The sequence below is a fragment of the Paraburkholderia sp. BL6669N2 genome, from assembly GCF_003387275.1.
In the GTDB taxonomy this organism is placed as follows: Bacteria; Pseudomonadota; Gammaproteobacteria; order Burkholderiales; family Burkholderiaceae; genus Paraburkholderia.
Genome location: NZ_QUNA01000002.1, coordinates 2597839 through 2614600 on the forward strand (window position 1 = coordinate 2597839; position 16762 = coordinate 2614600).

Consider the following 16762-nt stretch of genomic DNA (forward strand, 5'->3'; position numbering starts at 1 on the left):
CCCGGATACATCAAACTTTCATCCGCGCAACGCTTCCACTGCGCTATTGATGAACCGCTGCACCTCTTCGCCCGCTTCGCTATACGCGCGCGCACTGCTCCAGTCGGCAATTTCGTCGAAGCGGCGAGCGATGGTCTCCGGCGTCAATTCCTCATCGCGCAGATGGCAAGGCGCGGTCTCCATGACCGCTGCAACTGAAAACGAGCCCCCGCCTGCGGATAGCACGACCCTGGAAGGCGCGTCGCTGCTGCACAGGAACAGCACGCCGGGCGTGACGCGCTCGGGGCGAATGGCGTCAAGCGCGTCGGCGGGCAACAATGCCTCGGTCATGCGGGTTGCCGCGATCGGCGCGATCGTGTTGACCCTGATGTTGCTCCTCACGCCTTCCTGATGAAGCACGTTCATCAGCCCGACCAGCGCCATTTTGGCGGCGCCGTAGTTCGCCTGGCCGAAGTTTCCATAGAGCCCTGCGGCGGACGTCGTCATGACGATACGGCCGTACTTTTGCTCGCGCATGATGTCCCACACTGCTTTCGTACAATGCACCGAGCCCATCAGATGCACGTCGAGCACCGTCTTGAACTCCGCCAGGTCCATCTTCGCGAAACTCTTGTCGCGCAGAATGCCCGCATTGTTGATCAAGATATCGACGCGGCCGAACGTGGCCATCGCCTGCGCAACCATGTCCGCGACCTGCGTATAGTCGGCAACGTCGGCACCGTGCGCGATCGCGCTGCCACCCGTGGCGCGGATCTCTTCCACAACTGCTTGCGCCGCCGACGATGAACCGCCGGTGCCATCCCGATTTGCGCCGAAATCGTTAACCACCACCGCTGCGCCGCGCGCGGCAAGAGCGAGTGCGTGTTGGCGCCCAAGGCCCGCACCTGCTCCCGTGACAACGGCGACTCTGCCGTCAAAGCGAATGCTCATTATCTCCCTCTCCTTAAGTACAAGCCGCGCGGGTCAGTAGAAGAAGCGCACGATGGATTCGGCCACACAGGCAGGCTTGCTCTGCCCGTCGATTTCCACAATCATTTCGAGCTTGATTTGCGCGCCGGTGGTTCCCAGCGGGTCCCATTCGACAAGCCTGAACTGTGCGCGCAAGCGCGAGTTCACGGGAACCGGTGCCGCAAAGCGCACCTTATTGAGGCCATAGTTGAGCGCCGAACCGATGCCCCGTACCTCGAACGCGGTCGCGAGGAATGCGGGTAGCAGGCTCAACGTCAGGAGGCCGTGCGCGATCGGCATGCCGAATGGACCGCTGCGCGCGCGCTCGACATCGACGTGGATCCACTGGTGATCGCCGGTCGAGTCCGCGAACAGATTGATGCGGTGCTGATCGATGACCAGCCAGTCGCTTATGCCGATCGATTCCCCGACAAGCGGCTTGAGCGCTTCGATGCTTTCGTAATATTTCATGCGTTTTCCGTGGACAAACTCAACGCATCGCGCAGCGAGGCCGCGCAATATGCGTCGTGCTGGTCGCTGGTTCCGTACAGAAGGTCGCCAACGACAGCGCGTTTGAAATAGTGGCCAATCGTGTATTCCTCGGTCATGCCGATCCCGCCGTGCAACTGAATCGCCTGACCGCATACCTGCTTCGCCGTCCGGCCGATCAGCGCCTTGGCCGCCGATACCGTGTGCTGACGCGTCGCTTCATCGTCGTTTTCAAGCGATGCCAGCAGCACATACAGCATTGAGCGTGCAAGCTCCATTTCGGCGGCCATGTCGGCCATCCGGTGCTGCAACGCCTGAAAACTGCCAATCGGTACACCGAATTGCTTGCGTACCCTCAGAAACTCCGCCGTTGCGACGACCGCGGCTTCCATCACGCCCACGAGCTCCGCGCACAGCGCGGCGGTTCCGTGGGCCAGGCCGTGGCGAAGCGCGCTCAGACCCCATCCCGGATCGCCCAGCACCGCTTGCTGGCCGACCTGCACGCCGTCGAGTTGCAACTGCGCGGCCCAGCTTCCGTCGTGCAGCGGCACCGGGCGCACCGTCACGCCTTGCATCGTCGCGTCGACGAGGAAGAGCGCCGCGTGGTCGCCGCTTGCACCGTTGCCCCCGATGCGCGCCGACACGATGAACTGATCTGCGCCGGGCGCACCCAGCACGGCTGTCTTCTGTCCGTGGAGCCGGAAGCCGTTTGCATCGCGAGTCGCGAGCGTCTCGACGACCGCCGGATTGCCGCGCGACGAAGCCTCCAGGTACGCGAGCGCGATACGACACGTGCCCTCGGCGATGCGCGGCAAGAGCACATCCATCTGCGCGGGCGTGGCCGCCGCCACGAAGGTCTGCACCGCCAGCACCGCGCAGCCGACGAAGGGATCGACCACCAGCCCCCGACCCAGCTCCTGCGCGATCAACACGGTGTCGAGCAACGATCCGCCCAGGCCGCCGTACTCTTCCGGCAACGCCGCGGCAAGCCAGCCGTTCTCGGCGAACGAGGACCAGTTCCGCGCGTGATGATCGCAGCCCGCGTTCACCTGCGCGGTGCGCCTGTCGAATGCATACGCGCGCGCGATATAGCGACGTACGCTGTCCTGCAGCATCTGCTGCTCCGAATTCAACTGGAAGTTCATGATGATCTGTCGCGTCAGAGTTGAAACATCAGCTTGGCAATGATTCCGCGCTGAACCTCGCTCGTGCCGCCGTAAATCGTCGACGCACGTCGAAAAAACATTTCGCTGGCAATACCCGGCCCCAAGCCCGGAGCTGGCATCGGCAATGCGTCGTACGTTGCACCGGAACCGCCATGCGCGTCTGCTTCTGCGTAGGCATATGCCCCGTAGTGGCCCAGTGACTCGACCAGAAACTCGCTCATGCGCTGCTGGAGTTCGGTGCCGCGAATCTTGAGCATCGAGCCCAAGACGTGAGCGCCAGGACTATGGTCTTCCTCCATTGCCGCGACGCGCTGCACCAGCATGCCAATGGCTTGCAATTCGGCTTCGAGACGCGCAAGCCGTTGCGCGAATTCAGGCCGCTCGATCAGCGGCTTGCCGTCCACCACCAGCGTGGTGGCGAGCTTGCGCAATTGCCGCCGAAAGCGTACGAGCGTCGGCAGATCGGCCGTCGCCGCATGCTCGTTGTTGAGCAGAAACTTCGTGACGGCCCACCCCGCGCCCTCGCCTCCGACACAGTTGACCACCCGCACACGCACGTTGTCGAAGAACGTCTCGTTCAGGTGATGACAGCCGTCGATCGTCAGAATGGGGCGCACGGTGATACCCGGCGTTTTCATATCGGCGAGCAGGAAGCTGATGCCCGCCTGCTTTTTCACGGACGCGTCCGTGCGAACCAGCATGAAGATCCAGTCCGCCTGATGCGCGTAGCTGGTCCAGATCTTCTGCCCGTTCACGACGTAGTGGTCGCCTTCGCGTACGGCCTGCATGCGCAGCGAAGCGAGATCGGAGCCGGAGCCAGGCTCGGAAAATCCCTGGCACCACAAACGGTCCCCGTTGAAGATCGGCGGTAAATGTTCAGCTTTCTGCGCCGCCGTGCCGAAGTGATTCAGCACGGGGCCAAGCAGGCGTTGGCCAAACACGTCCTGGGTCGGTGCGCCCGCCGCGGCGCACTCCTCGTCGAAAACCAGGCGCTGTTGCGCGGTCCAGCCGGTGCCGCCATGGTCCGCCGTCCAGTAGGGGGCGCCCCAACCGTGCTGATTGAGAATGCGCTGCCAGCGCACCAGATCGGCGCGCGGCGAACGCACGCCGTGCTGCGAGCCGGCCAGCTCGGCCGGCAAGTTCTCACGCAGGAACGCGCGGACCTGCTGGCGAAAGGCGTCGAGGCCCGTGTCCGGTCGAAAGTCCATCGGACGTTACTCCTGTTGAGGAATCGAGATGAGATTGTTCGAAGCGGCAGCGCGCGCTCAGACGCGCTCGTACAAGGTCACGACGCACGCGCCGCCCAGCCCGACGTTATGTTGCAACCCGAGCCTTGCGTTGGGCACCTGGCGCGCCTCGGCCGTGCCGCGCAGCTGCTGGACCAGCTCCACGCATTGCGCAATGCCGGTAGCGCCGAGCGGGTGCCCCTTCGACAGCAGCCCGCCCGACGGGTTGGTCACGAACTTGCCGCCATACGTGTTGTCGCCATCGACGACGAACTTTTCCGCCTCGCCTTCAGCGCACAGACCGAGCGCCTCGTAAGTGAGCAACTCGTTGTGCGCAAAACAGTCGTGAAGTTCGACCACGTCAATGTCCTGTGGGCCCATACCCGCCTGCTCGTACACCTGGCGCGCCGCCGCCTGCGTCATGCCCGCACCTGCGATCAGGCGCATGTCGCGGTTCTCGAAGGTGGCGGCGAAATCGGTCGTCATTGCCTGCGCGGCGATCTTCACCTTGCGGTTCAGGCCATGCTTCTGCGCGAACTGTTCCGAGCAGACAATCGCCGCGGCAGCGCCACTGGTCGGCGGGCATGCCATCAGACGCGTCATCACCCCTTCCCACAGCATCGGCGAGGCCATTACCTCGTCTTCCGTGACAACGTTGCGGAATACCGCGAGCGGATTATTAGCCGCGTGGCGGCTTGCCTTGGCGCGGATTTTCGCGAACGTCGAGAGCTTCGTGCCGTACTGTTTCATGTGCGCAAGTCCCGCACCGCCGAAATAGCGCAAGGCCGGCGGCACGTCTGACGCACCGACGAGATCCTCGGAAATCGCGTCGAAATGGTCGAACGGCGACGGACGGTCCTTGAAGATCGTGCCGAGCGCGCCGGGATTCATCTGCTCGAAGCCGAGCGCGAGCACGCATTCCGCAGCGCCGCTCGCCACCGCCTGACGTGCGAGATAAAGCGCCGTCGAGCCAGTCGAACAGTTGTTGTTCACGTTGATGACCGGCACGCCGGTCATGCCCACGTTGTAGAGCGCGCGCTGACCTGCGGTTGAATCGCCGTACACGTAGCCCACATAGCACTGCTGCACCTGCGCATAGCCGATGCCTGCATCGGCCAGCGCGGCGTTTGTGGCCCGGGCGGCCATCTGCGGATAAGGTTCGTTCGCGCCCGGCTTGGTGAACGGAATCATGCCGATGCCGGCTACATACACGTCTCGACTCATGGTGTGCTCCGCGATAAATCGGTTGAAAGGAAATTCATGGCGACGCGGCCGCGTTCCTGCATGCCCAGTTGCTGTAGCGCGCCGGCGAGTTGCACCACGCGATGGACGAACTCGCGGAAACATCGAGCGCGCCCCGCCAAGCGCGTGGCGATCCGCTTGGGATATTGCTGCACCGCGCGATGCAAGGACGGGGTTGCGTACGTCATGTCTCCGTCACTTTTTCTGGCGCTATAGCGCTTGTTGTGTGAACTGGATGTTAGAAGCGAAGGCCAAACGCGACGATTGCGCTTGGCCCCGATTACATTGCAAAAGACCCCAATCGACACAGCTACGCCAATCGGGTCTAACGGTCGCGGGTACTTTATGCGGCTCGGCGCCGGTTTCACATCAGGCTGCGCGCGATGATCAACTTCTGGACGTGGCTCGTGCCTTCGTAGATCTTGCAGACACGCACATCGCGGCTATAGCGCTCGACCGGGAAGTCCGTCAGGTAGCCGTAGCCGCCATGAATCTGGATCGCGTCCGAGCAAACCTTTTCAGCGATCTCGCTCGCGAACAGCTTGGCGATCGATGCCTCCTTCGCACATTCGATACCCTCCCCGCACAGACGCGCGGCATGCAGCGCGTACTGATAGGCGATCTCGACCTGCGCGGCCATATCGGCGAGATCGAAACTCACGCCTTGCAGTTCCGCGATCGGACGGCCATAGGCTTCGCGGTCCTTCGCATAAGCCACAGCGGCGTCGAGCGCAGCGCGTGCAACGCCGGCCGCGATAAACGCGATGCCGATGCGCCCGTCCGACAAACCGGACATGACGAGGCGATAGCCTTCGCCTTCGGCGCGCAGCAGGTTCTCGCGCGGCACGCGGTAGCCTTCGAGTGAAATCGCGGCCGTATGCGCCGTGTGCTGGCCTAGCTTGCTCTCGATGCGAGTGACGGTGTAGCCCGGCTGTTTCGGGTCAATGATAAAAGTACTCGCGCCGCGCTTGCCCGCGTCCTTGTCGGTCAACACGAAGGCGATCGCAACGCCCGCTTCGCTGCCGTTCGAGATGAACTGCTTCGCCCCGTCGAGAATGTAGTGGTCGCCATCGCGGCGACCCGTGGCGCGCAGCGCGGCGGTGTCGGAACCGGCTTGCGGCTCGCTCAGCAGGAACGCGCCGATCGACTCGCCGCGCGCCATGGCCGGCAGATACCGGCGCTTTTGCTCCTCGGTGCCGTGAATCGAGATGCACAGCGCCGTGAAGTTATGCACGTGCAGAATCGTGGCGAGCCCCGCATCGGCGCCGGCGAACTCGTACTGGGCAAGGCAAAATTCGACGACGCCCGCCCCCACCCCACCGTACTCTTCCGGCACCAGCATGCCGAGAAAGCCAAGCTCGGCCAACTGCTTCAGTTCGGCGTGCGGCCACGCGGACGTGCGGTCCCGCTCCGCGGCGGTCGGCGCGATCACCTCCGCGGCGATGCGGCGCGCCGAGTCGCGAATCATGATCTGTTGCTCAGTGAGAAATGCTGTGGATTTGTCTGCCATGGGTGTCTCCGTATTCCGGGTGCGTCGATCGCCGTTCTGAATTCTCGCTCCGCAACGTCGCAGCCGCCTGGTGGCACGCTGCTTATTTACGCGGACGATAATTTTTTTCTACTCGTGAGTAAATTGTTATTCTTCGTCGTCACATTGTCAACCTGAAAACTTTCCTGCTCTTTCGGCCGGGCCCTGGCAGGTGACAGTACGGTGCTTCGCAGTGCATTTCCAGTTGAGTTCCAGCGTCATCACCGCCGGTTCGACCGCATGGTAAGATTCATTTAACAAATGACGGCATCTTGACCATGACCTCGACTGCGCGCAAATCTACTGGCACCCGAAAATCGAAAGAGTCTTCCGCTCGGTGGAAAGACGCGCTGCCCTCGCGCGAAGATCTGCAAAAGCTGAAGAAAACCGCTTTAATCCGCGAGGCCGGCCGGGCGTTCAAGGCGAAGGGGTTTCACAACACGTCGCTCGACGAAGTGGCCGAGGCGCTAAACGTCACCAAGGCAGCGCTGTACTACTACGTGAAGGGCAAGCGCGAACTACTGTTCGAAACGCAGAAACTCGCGCTCGACATGGGTGACGTCGCGCTCGAGGAAGGTCGGCATGGCAAGACCGGGCTTGACAAGCTCGAACGGACCATCGGCCGGTTTGTGGTACTGGTGACAGAGGATTTCATTTCGCACGCGTTCGTGTCCACGCTCGACGACATGCTGCCGGAGCACCAGGAAATCGTCCGCAAGCGCCGCCGTGCTTTCGATCTGCGTATCAGGGAATATATCCAGGAGGGCATCGAAGACGGTTCCGTCGCGCCTTGCGAGCCGAAGCTGGCCGTGGCCTGGCTGATGGGCTCGATCAACTGGATTCCGAACTGGTTCAATCCGGAGGGCGGCTACGGCCCGGAAGCGATCGCAGAGGTGTTCGTCAACTTCATGTCACGCGGGCTTGCGGCTGGATCCGCGAAGAGCCGCCCGCGTCCGCGCAAGACCACCACCGAAGCAGCCTAGACGCTCCGAACGCCGCCAAGAGACGTGCACGCGCTGAATCGCGTGCATGCATGTCCCGGCAGTGAGCCGTTGTATACGCGTCGCGCCTTCCCTCGACACGACGCGTACACGCTCACTGAATCCGCTGCGCGGCAGGCGGCGTCCAGTTACCCGCCGTGATCGCCGCTGCGGGCCAATAGGCTCGCATCATCAAAGAAAAATCCCCGTCGCGTGGCGCTGGCAGCCAGTTCGCCCGTTGTGCCGGATCGGCAGGCGGCTCGGACTGAATGTACACGGTCAGCGAGCCATCCGGGTTCGGCCTGAGATCCGTATTGCGCGTACCGATTGCATAACGGCCAAGCGGGTTCGGCACGAAGAAGTGATACGCGTCATACAGCGTCAGCGACCAGAAGCCCTGCACCGGCGGCCACTGCCCCTTCGCGAACGTGATCGCATAACGGTTGTGCGCATTGAGCCGCTCGCCGGCTGCATCGAGGTCCAAATAGAAGTACGTCGCCTCTTCCGGCTTGTTGACGAATATATTGGAGCGCGCAACAGCGGTCCGGGTCAAATAATCAGTGCCGAAGCGCCCGCCATTGCGTTGCGTCGTCCAGTGATGTGCGAGTGGTATGCCGAAGTTGCGGAACTGAAGCAAGGGGTCGACGAGATCCTTGTCCGCGCGCGTCGCTTCGTCGATCATCGCGGCCTTCAGCGACGGATTGCGCCGCGCCGCCGCGATCACCGCAAGCGCTTCCGAGTAGCGTGCCTCCTCACCCGGCATGGGTGGGGCGTCGTGCAGTACCGCAGGCAGCCCGTCGAAGAAGCGTTCCGGAAATACCCAACGCGCTTCGCCGGGACTGGCACCCTCGTGAGCCGGCATCGGAAACGCCGGCAACTTTTTCCAGTCGTGCTGTTTGAACACGCCGTCAAACATCGCCAGCGGATACATATCGATGCGGTTCAGCAACGGCTGGATGGCCGCGTTGTCCTGCGGCGTGTCGGTCTGAAAAACGCGCGGCACGACAAATGCCGTGCGGGTGCCCGAGCGAATCACCTGCGCGATGCCCTCCGGCACCGCGCCGTGCCAGTCTGGGCCCGCCAGCAGATAGAAGCCGGGCTTCGTGCCGTACATCGACCCGAGGTTGGCGACGCTATCGGTGCGCAGATCGACAATCTGATAGCCCCAGAAACGCTTGCCGAAATCCGGCACCTGGATCACGACCGGGCTCTCGTCGAGCGCCGCGATACCCGCGCCGTACACGACGTCCTGATTCGGACACGCCACCAGCCGCTCTGCGGGGTCGACGTAGCCGGTCAGCATCGCGAGACGGTTGAGCGGGGCAATCGGCATGATCCCGCCGACGAGGCCAGGCGCCGGCGCGCGGGTGAATGCAAGACGGCGGTTGTAGGCGTTGACCATTGGCCACGCCCAGAAGTAAGTATTGCGCGCGACCATGCGCGCATAAGCCTCGGTCATGAGCGCGGCCGGTATAACAGGCGCTTCGTCCGTGCGGATCGCGCCGCTCGCCGCTGCGGGGCCGGCCCCTGCGGCTTGCGTGACAACCGGCACGCGGCCGGGTTCGCACCCGCCCAACGCAAGCAGTGCAAACCCGAATGCCGCGAACAACTGGAATGAACTCGAAAGCAGTTTGCGCATGAATGATTTCTCCGAAAATCGACTCAACGCTGCCCGACGAGCGGGGGCGGGAAATACTGTTCCGCCGCCGCGCCGGCCGCCGGGCCATATAGCCGGAACGTAAGGTTGTAGTTCGTACCAGGCTGCGTGGGCAACCAGTTCGATTCAGGGACACTGTCAGGACGCACAGGACCGAACGCGAGTGTGACAGAGCCGTCCGCGTTGGGCTGCACACGCGACTGCCGGTTTAGCGCATGACGTCCCAGCGGATTCGGCACCACTTTGAAATGAGTCGAATCGACTTCCGTGACCGACCAGAAGTAGCGCGCGAGACTCTGCGGCAACGCATCCTTCGGATAGGTCTGCGTATAGGTCGCCCTGCCGTCCAGATTCCGCATGCCGTAGTACGTCACCTCGGTTCGGGTGTTCGCCCAGATGCCGACGAGATCGACAACCGTGCGGGCGAGGTAATCGCTTCCGTAGTGGCCGAAGGTCGTAGGCCGGACCCAGCCGTTGCCGCTCGGACCTAGCGCGCTCAACCGCTGCATGAGCGCCGGCAGCGCCTTCCGGGCGATCACGTCGTCCACCCGCGTGCGTGCCGCTGTGCCCGATTGAACCAGCGCGGCCACCGCCCTTACCTTCGTACGTACGTCGTCCATGCCAGGCGAGACGTCCGGCTGACCATCGAGGACCTGTGTAGCGAAGTCGAACGCTTCGGCACGGGGCAATTGCGCATTCGTGAAAAATGGAACTTCGATGGGCGTTTCGATCCGCGGCTCGCCGAGCGGCGTCAAGTGGAATTCATGCTGCAGACGTATCGCCTGCGCCGCATCCTCGCCGGGCTCGATGCGCGCGAGAACCCGCATCGTCCGGACCGGCAAATCGATGCGCAGCGCGTCGGCGGGCGGCATGACGCGTGCGCCCTTCAGACACAGTGCATAGCGGCCGTAAGGCCGTTGGGCAAACGTGCGCTCATTGATATTGAGCACCGTCTCGCCCCATCCATCCAGCATCTGCCACGTGTAATAGCGTCCTTCGATGCGCGGAATGTCGAGCAGCACGCAGGTCTTCTCGTCGAGTGCGACCCACGCTTCGGAATAGACCACGTCAAGATTCGGGTTTGCCCATTCCACGCCGCCCGGCTTGCGGTGCACGAGGTGGTTCCATTGAAACCCGTCCTTCTCGAAATCGAGGCGTTGCTGACGTAGGACCAGCAACCGTCCGAGCAGGTAGTGGTAAGCATGGACGATGTCGGTGTCGCTCACTGTGAGTGCAGAGTTTTGATCAACCGCAATCGGTGGCGTCTGTTCGACTGGCGCGCTCTTGCAACCATCGAGGCCCGCGAGCAAGGTCACCGCGAGCACGGTCGCCGCGCTCGCGCGAGATAGCTTGTGCATTCTTGTCTCCATCAAGTAAGTACAGGTGGCCGCTCACGCGCGCAAGCGGCCACCGGGGCAAAATCAGCGGCCGGTGAACTGAGGCGCACGTTTTTCCTGGAACGCGGCAAGTCCCTCGCGGATGTCGTCGCTGTGTTCGTGGAGCGCGGTCATCAGCAGTTCCTGGCGCAGCGCCACCTCGGCGGGCTGCTCGAGACCGTCGTTCACGAGCGCCTTCATCCGGCTCAAGCCGAGCGGACTCTTCGCGGCTATCGTCTTCGCAAGCGCGTCAACCGCCTCGCCAAGCTGCGCGTCCTCGACGACCTGATTGACAAGTCCTGCCGACTCCATCGACCCGGCCGAGACGAATTCGCCCGTGTACATCAGATATTTCGCGCGCGTCACGCCGATCTTGCGCGGCAGGCGAACCGAGCCGCCGCCGCCGGGCAGCAAACCGTAATTGGCATGCGCGTCGCCAAAGCGCGCCGACTTCGCCGCGATCACAAGGTCGCAGCACAGCACCAGCTCAAGGCCGCCCGCGAGCGCCATGCCATTCACGGCGGCAATCACCGGCCGGGGGAAACGTTCGAGACGGTTCAGCAGCGCGAGCAGCGCGTCGAGGAAGCGGCTTGCGCCCGGCTGGTCGCCATCGCGCTCGCCACGTACAAATTTCAGATCAGCGCCGGCGCAAAACGCGCGGCCCGCGCCGGTCAACACGACCACACGCGCGTCGTCCCGTTTCGCGGCTTCGTCGAGCGCCTGTTCGATTCCCCGAACCACGTCGGGCGTAATCGCATTCATCGCTGCGGGGCGATTCAGTGTGATCCACATCGCGCCGTGCCGTACCTCGGCGATAACGGGCAATTCCTGCATGGTGTCTTCCTCCTGAAAGAGTCTCGGTTCGCTTGCCCGGCGCTGGACGCCCGGGCTTGATTTTAATATCGCGTATCAATACTAACTCATCGGTAGAAACTATGCCAATATAGCGCCTCAACAGCGCGGCGCACGCACAGTCTTCACGCGATCCGCTGGATCGCAGTACCAAACATCTTGCATGAGAGGAGACACATATGAGTTTGCCTTTGGAGGGTATACGCATCCTCAGCCTTGCTGAACAGTATCCCGGCCCGTTCGCCACGCTCGTGATGGCCGATCTGGGCGCCGACGTGATCGTGGTCGAGCGGCCGCCGGCTGGCGACCCGGCCCGACAGTTGCCCGACTTTCACGCCGCACTCAACCGCGGCAAATGCTCGGTCGGCGTCGATCTGAAAACCGACGCGGGACGCGCAGCACTGCGCGAACTGATCGCTTCCGCGGACGTGTTGATGGAAGGTTTCCGTCCCGGCACGATGGCCCGCCTCGGCTTCGGCTACGACGATGTCGCGAAGCTCAATCCGCGCATCGTCTATCTGTCGATCTCGGGTTTCGGCCAGAACGGACCGTATCGCGACCGCCCCGCGCACGATCTGTCTTATCAGGCAATCGCAGGCCTGTTGCACCGCCAGGCTGCCAGCGGCCAGATCGAAGCGCCGCCTGAACTTGCAATCGGCGACCTCTCCGCAGCGATGTTCGCCGTCACGGGCTGTCTTGCCGCCCTGCTCGAGCGTACCCGCACCGGCCTCGGCCAGTACGTCGACGTGTCGATGACCGACGGCCTCGTATCGTGGATGAGCGTGTTTCTTTCGCCGGCGATGAACGGCGGACGCCTCGGCATGGCTGAAATCAATGCCCAGCCCGCTTACGGCGTGTTCCGCTGCGAGGACGAGCTTCTGCTGACGCTGTCGATCGCGCACGAAGACTGGTTCTGGGCTCCGCTATGCGAGCTTCTCGGCCTCACCGATATCGCGCACGTGACAAACGCGGAGCGCGCACCGCGCGAAGCTGAACTTCGCGCCCGCATTGCCGAAGCGCTGCGCCGCAAGCCGCGCGCTCAATGGGCGCCGCTGCTCGATCTGGCAGGCGTGCCCTGGGGGCCGGTGAACAGTCTCGACGAAGTCGTGAATGACCCGCACTTTCGCGCCCGCGGCATGTTCCGCGAGGTCGACGAACGCGGCGGCCGTCGCGCCTGGCACGTGGCGCAGCCACTCGTATTCGGCGGCGTACATCCCGGACCTACGCGCGGGGTGCCCGCCGTCGGCGAGCATGACGCCGAGTTGCTCGCGCAAGCCGTCAACGCACGGGCAGCCGGGTAAACATGGACTTCTACCTTATCGACTATATTTTTACTCCCAAGTAGAATTTGATTCATTGGATGTGCCTATCCTCAAACAGCATGGGAATTGAAATGAAAGATATCTATGTGGTTGGCGTCGGCATGACGCCGTTCGGCAGGCTACTCGACCAGAGCATCAAATCGTTGGTACGCAACGCCACCCAAGCGGCGCTCAAGGACGCGGGCATCGAAAAGAGCGCTCTGGAAGCGGCGTTCTACGGCAATGCATCACAAGGTCATATGGACGGCCAGCACATGATTCGTGGCGAAATCGCGCTGCGCGACATGGGCATCGGCGGCATTCCGGTCGTGAATGTCGAGAATGCATGCGCGAGCGGCAGCAGTGCATTCGTGCTGGCGGTCAACCATCTGCGCTCGGGCGCCGGCGACGTTGCGCTGGCTGTGGGCGCCGAAAAAATGTTTTCGGAGGACCGTGAGCGCATGTTCTCCGTATTCGACAGCGCGCTCGACGTTTCGCGAGCCAAGGAAATTCACGCGGAGTTGTTGCGCATTGGCGAAGGCGTCGAGATTCCGGCAGGATCGACGTCGCCGAAGCCCTATAGCGTGTTCATGGACGTCTACGCGGCATTCTCCCGCGCGCACATGAAACGCTTCGGCACCACGCAGCGCCAGATCGCCGCCGTGTCGGCGAAGAACCACCGTCATTCGGTACACAACCCACTGTCGCAATACCGGGTCGCTTACACCGTGGAAGAAGTGCTGGCCGCGCCGCCCATTACGTACCCGTTCACGCTACCGATGTGCTCGCCGGTATCCGACGGCGCTGCTGCTGCCATCCTGTGTACCGCCGACGCGCTCAAGCGTCTGAACATCGATCCGAAGCGCGCGATCCGCGTGCTGGCTTCGGTGGTCCAGAGCGGCACGGACCGCTCGCCCGACGACATCGAGCAGCACGTCACCGTGCAGGCTTCGCGGCGCGCCTACGACCTGGCCGGCATCGGTCCGAAGGACGTGTCGGTGGCGGAAGTGCATGACGCGACCGCAATGGGTGAGATCGTACAGATCGAGAATCTCGGTTTCTGCGACTTCGGCGACGGCGGCCCGATCTCCGAGCGCGGCGAAACGTCAATCGGCGGCCGGATCCCGGTCAACCCGTCCGGCGGTCTGGAATCAAAAGGACACCCGGTGGGCGCGACGGGCCTCGGACAGGTGCATGAGCTCGTCACGCAACTGCGCGGCGAAGCCGGTCCGCGTCAGGTCGATAACGCGCGGATCGCGGTCGCGGAGAACGGCGGCGGCCTGTATGGAATCGAGGAAGCGGTGGCCTGCATCACGATTCTGGCGCGCTAGGGCATCACGGGCGAGCGCACCGCAGCGGCCTCCTTCAGGCTGCTGAGCGGGCGGCGGGCAAGAACCCGCTGCCGCCGCCTATCATGAATGAAAAGGTAGCCGCCGAGCACGGCTACGTCGACTCAAGGAGACTGATATGCGCCTTGCTGATTACTTCGATTCGGCTGTGTCCCGGCATCCGGACCGCGAGGCATTCGTCGACGGAACGACGCGCATCACGTTCGCTGAGGCACAGAAGTTCGTCCATGCCGCCGCGCACGCGCTCACGCTCGACCCTTCGCTGAGGCCCGGCGCACATGCGGCGATCTACGCACCGAACGACTACCGGATCAGCCTGCTGCAGTTGGCGATCAACCGCGCGGACATGGCCTGGGTGTCGGTCCATACACGCAATACGGTGGAAACCAATGCGGCCGTGCTTGCGTTCGCCGATTGCGAGCTGGTTTTCTTCCACAGCGCATACGCCCACATCGTGCCTGCGCTGAAAGCCGGCCTCGCGGCTGGTTGCAGGTTCATCTGTATTGACCAGCCATCGGAACATGGCGAGTCGCTCGACAGCTGGATGCCGAACCATCGTGACCCGTTCGTCGCGCCGCCGGAAAACCCCAATCAACATGCGCTGCTGCAGCCGACCGGCGGAACGACGGGACCGTCGAAAGGCGCGCTGCACGACAATCGCTCGCTCGAAATGGGGCTGATCGCGGTTTTCTCCGAACTGAACATTGATCGGGACTCGCGCGTGCTGGCTGTGGCGCCGCTCACGCACGCCGCGTGCATGCTCACGCTGGCCGCGGCGATCCGCAATGGCTGCACCGTCGTGCTGCCCTCGTTCGACCCCAAGGTGGTACTGCGCACGATCGCTGAAGAACGTATCACGCATTTGTTCCTACCGCCCACGGTCGTCTACGCACTATTGAGCGATCCCGCGATGGCGGGCGCCGATCTTTCGTCGCTACGCTGCCTCGCCGTCGGCGCAGCGCCCATTGCCCCGGAAAAAATGAAGGAGGCTGTCCGCCGCCTCGGCCCGGTGATCTACGAAGTCTATGGGCAGAGCGAATGCGGCTTTCCCGTAGTCGTCAAACGGCCGTCCGACTATCTGCTGACTGATGGCACCTTCGACGAAGCCGCACTGCAATCCGCGGGAAAGGCCGCGCAGTTTGCGTGTGTCGAGATCATGGACGACGCGGGCAACGTCGTCGGCCCCGGAGAAAAAGGGGAAATCGTCGTGCGCTCCACGACTGTCATGCTCGGCTACTACAAGAATCCCGAGGAAACGGCACAAGTGTCGCAGTTCGGCTGGCATCACACATCCGACATCGGTATCAAGGATAAGCGCGGGTTCATCACCGTGGTCGATCGCAAGAAGGACATGATCGTCAGCGGTGGCTTCAACGTCTTTCCGGGCGAAATCGAGGCGGTCATCAACTCGCACCCCGCTGTTCTCGATTGCGCGGTAATCGGCGTGCCGGACGAGAAATGGGGCGAGGCGGTCAAGGCCATTGTCCAGCTGAAGAACGGCGAACATGTCGGCACAGAACAACTCGCCGAGCTATGCAAACGCGAGCTCGGCAGCGTGAAAACGCCGAAGAGTTTCGAGTTCTGGGAAGACCTGCCACGCAGCGCGGTCGGCAAGGTGCTCAAACGTGAGATTCGCGGCAGGTACTGGGCAGGTCAGTGGCGCGCGGTGTGACGTCAGCGCTTGATCGCTTCACTCTTAGACATCAAACCAGGAACAGGGCAAGAACATGAATCTGCAGAACAAGGTTGCAGTCGTCACCGGCGCGGCATCTGGCCTCGGCCTCGCCACCTGCAAGGCGCTTGCGGCAGCAGGCGCCAAGGTAGTGGGCTTCGATCTCGACGGCGCGAAGCTCGGAGAAGCGCTCGGGCCGGATATCAAGGGCGTCGCGGTCGACGTGGCGAATGAAGAAAGCGTCAAGGAAGGTATCGCTACGGTCGTGCGCACGTACGGAACCGTGCACGTCGCGGTCAATTGCGCAGGCATTCTCGGGCCGTCCAAGACGATCTCCAAAGGACAGCTTTTCCCGTCCGATCTGTGGGACCGCGTGCTGTCGGTGAACCTCACCGGCACCTTCAACGTGCTCCGTCATGCGGCGCTCGCGATGACAGCGAATGAGCCCGAAGAAAACGGCGAACGCGGCGTAATCATCAACACCGCATCGGGCGCGGCGCGTCAAGGTCAGATGGGACAGGCGGCCTACAGCGCAAGCAAGGCCGGCGTGATCGGCATGACGATTCCGGTTGCGCGCGATCTTGCCGAGCACGGCATTCGCGTGCTGTCGATCGCACCGGGTCTGTTCGAGTCGGGCATGTCGGCAGGCATGCCGCCGAAGGTGTCCGAGACGATCGTCGGCAAGCTGCTGTTTCCCCAACGCATGGGCAAACCCGAAGAATTTGCGGGCCTCGTCCGGCATATTGTCGAAAACGCCTATCTGAACGCCACCACCTTCGATATCGAGTGCGGAACGCGTTAATCGTCACGGCGCGCGGCGCGCCGTGATCCAAATGTCCCTTTCCGCTTCCAATCGTAATCCGCGTTAATTCGATGGTGCAGCACCCGGCCTTCACCAGGCAACGAGCGTCCATTTTCATAAGGATTCCTTTTAATAAAATGAGATGTGGTGATTTTGAAATGAAGTGACCGGCTT

The 16762-nt window shown here is 62.9% G+C and carries 15 protein-coding genes; 5 read left to right on the forward strand and 10 right to left on the reverse strand.

Features of this window, described 5'->3' with window-relative positions; all coding sequences use genetic code 11:
- Nucleotides 1–18: 18 nt before the first annotated feature.
- The 7 genes from B0G80_RS34135 to B0G80_RS34165 form a co-directional block, all read right to left on the reverse strand.
- Nucleotides 19–930 carry an SDR family NAD(P)-dependent oxidoreductase gene (locus B0G80_RS34135; protein WP_116122211.1) on the reverse strand — a complete coding sequence of 304 codons (912 nt, stop codon included), beginning with the start codon at nucleotides 928–930 and terminating at the stop codon, nucleotides 19–21.
- 33 nt (nucleotides 931–963) lie between these two features.
- Complete coding sequence (locus tag B0G80_RS34140; protein ID WP_116122212.1) at nucleotides 964–1419, reverse strand: MaoC family dehydratase; 456 nt, start codon at nucleotides 1417–1419, stop codon at nucleotides 964–966.
- Entirely contained in the window at nucleotides 1416–2582 is a 1167-nt protein-coding gene (locus tag B0G80_RS34145) for an acyl-CoA dehydrogenase family protein (protein WP_116122213.1), read from the reverse strand. The genes B0G80_RS34140 and B0G80_RS34145 overlap by 4 nt, the downstream gene beginning before the upstream one ends.
- Before the next feature lie 14 nt (nucleotides 2583–2596).
- The gene (locus tag B0G80_RS34150; RefSeq protein WP_116122214.1) at nucleotides 2597–3811 is read right to left on the reverse strand and encodes an acyl-CoA dehydrogenase family protein; all 1215 of its coding nucleotides are present in this window, start codon (nucleotides 3809–3811) and stop codon (nucleotides 2597–2599) included.
- A 57-nt stretch (nucleotides 3812–3868) separates the two neighbouring features.
- A complete protein-coding gene (locus B0G80_RS34155; RefSeq protein ID WP_116122215.1) occupies nucleotides 3869–5053 on the reverse strand; it encodes a lipid-transfer protein in 1185 nt (394 codons plus the stop codon).
- Entirely contained in the window at nucleotides 5050–5259 is a 210-nt protein-coding gene (locus B0G80_RS34160; protein WP_116122216.1) for a hypothetical protein, read from the reverse strand. Before B0G80_RS34160 ends, B0G80_RS34155 begins: the two co-directional genes overlap by 4 nt.
- Before the next feature lie 176 nt (nucleotides 5260–5435).
- Complete coding sequence (locus tag B0G80_RS34165; protein WP_116122217.1) at nucleotides 5436–6581, reverse strand: acyl-CoA dehydrogenase family protein; 1146 nt, start codon at nucleotides 6579–6581, stop codon at nucleotides 5436–5438.
- Nucleotides 6582–6877: 296 nt separating this feature from the next.
- Between B0G80_RS34165 and B0G80_RS34170 the strand changes: the two genes are divergently transcribed.
- On the forward strand, nucleotides 6878–7582 hold the full coding sequence (locus B0G80_RS34170) for a TetR/AcrR family transcriptional regulator (protein WP_116122218.1): 705 nt from the start codon (nucleotides 6878–6880) through the stop codon (nucleotides 7580–7582).
- A gap of 112 nt (nucleotides 7583–7694) precedes the next feature.
- On the opposite strand, the gene B0G80_RS34175 is transcribed toward B0G80_RS34170, so the two are convergent.
- The 3 genes from B0G80_RS34175 to B0G80_RS34185 form a co-directional block, all read right to left on the reverse strand.
- Entirely contained in the window at nucleotides 7695–9218 is a 1524-nt protein-coding gene (locus B0G80_RS34175) for a DUF1254 domain-containing protein (RefSeq protein WP_116122219.1), read from the reverse strand.
- Nucleotides 9219–9241: 23 nt separating this feature from the next.
- Nucleotides 9242–10594: a DUF1214 domain-containing protein gene (locus B0G80_RS34180; protein WP_116122220.1), complete on the reverse strand. Its 1353-nt coding sequence runs from the start codon at nucleotides 10592–10594 to the stop codon at nucleotides 9242–9244.
- Nucleotides 10595–10657: 63 nt separating this feature from the next.
- Nucleotides 10658–11446 (reverse strand): enoyl-CoA hydratase/isomerase family protein, encoded by a 789-nt coding sequence (locus B0G80_RS34185; protein WP_116122221.1) that lies wholly within the window; start codon nucleotides 11444–11446, stop codon nucleotides 10658–10660.
- 197 nt (nucleotides 11447–11643) lie between these two features.
- On the opposite strand from B0G80_RS34185, the gene B0G80_RS34190 reads away from it, so the two are divergent.
- The 4 genes from B0G80_RS34190 to B0G80_RS34205 all read left to right on the forward strand — a co-directional run bounded on the left by B0G80_RS34190 (nucleotide 11644) and on the right by B0G80_RS34205 (nucleotide 16588).
- Nucleotides 11644–12765, forward strand: coding sequence for a CaiB/BaiF CoA-transferase family protein (locus tag B0G80_RS34190; RefSeq protein ID WP_116122222.1), 1122 nt, complete (start codon nucleotides 11644–11646; stop codon nucleotides 12763–12765).
- Nucleotides 12766–12857: 92 nt separating this feature from the next.
- Nucleotides 12858–14096 (forward strand): thiolase family protein, encoded by a 1239-nt coding sequence (locus B0G80_RS34195; RefSeq protein WP_116122223.1) that lies wholly within the window; start codon nucleotides 12858–12860, stop codon nucleotides 14094–14096.
- Nucleotides 14097–14232: 136 nt separating this feature from the next.
- Nucleotides 14233–15786 carry a class I adenylate-forming enzyme family protein gene (locus B0G80_RS34200; protein WP_116122224.1) on the forward strand — a complete coding sequence of 518 codons (1554 nt, stop codon included), beginning with the start codon at nucleotides 14233–14235 and terminating at the stop codon, nucleotides 15784–15786.
- 55 nt (nucleotides 15787–15841) lie between these two features.
- Entirely contained in the window at nucleotides 15842–16588 is a 747-nt protein-coding gene (locus tag B0G80_RS34205; protein WP_116122225.1) for an SDR family NAD(P)-dependent oxidoreductase, read from the forward strand.
- Nucleotides 16589–16762: the final 174 nt, after the last annotated feature.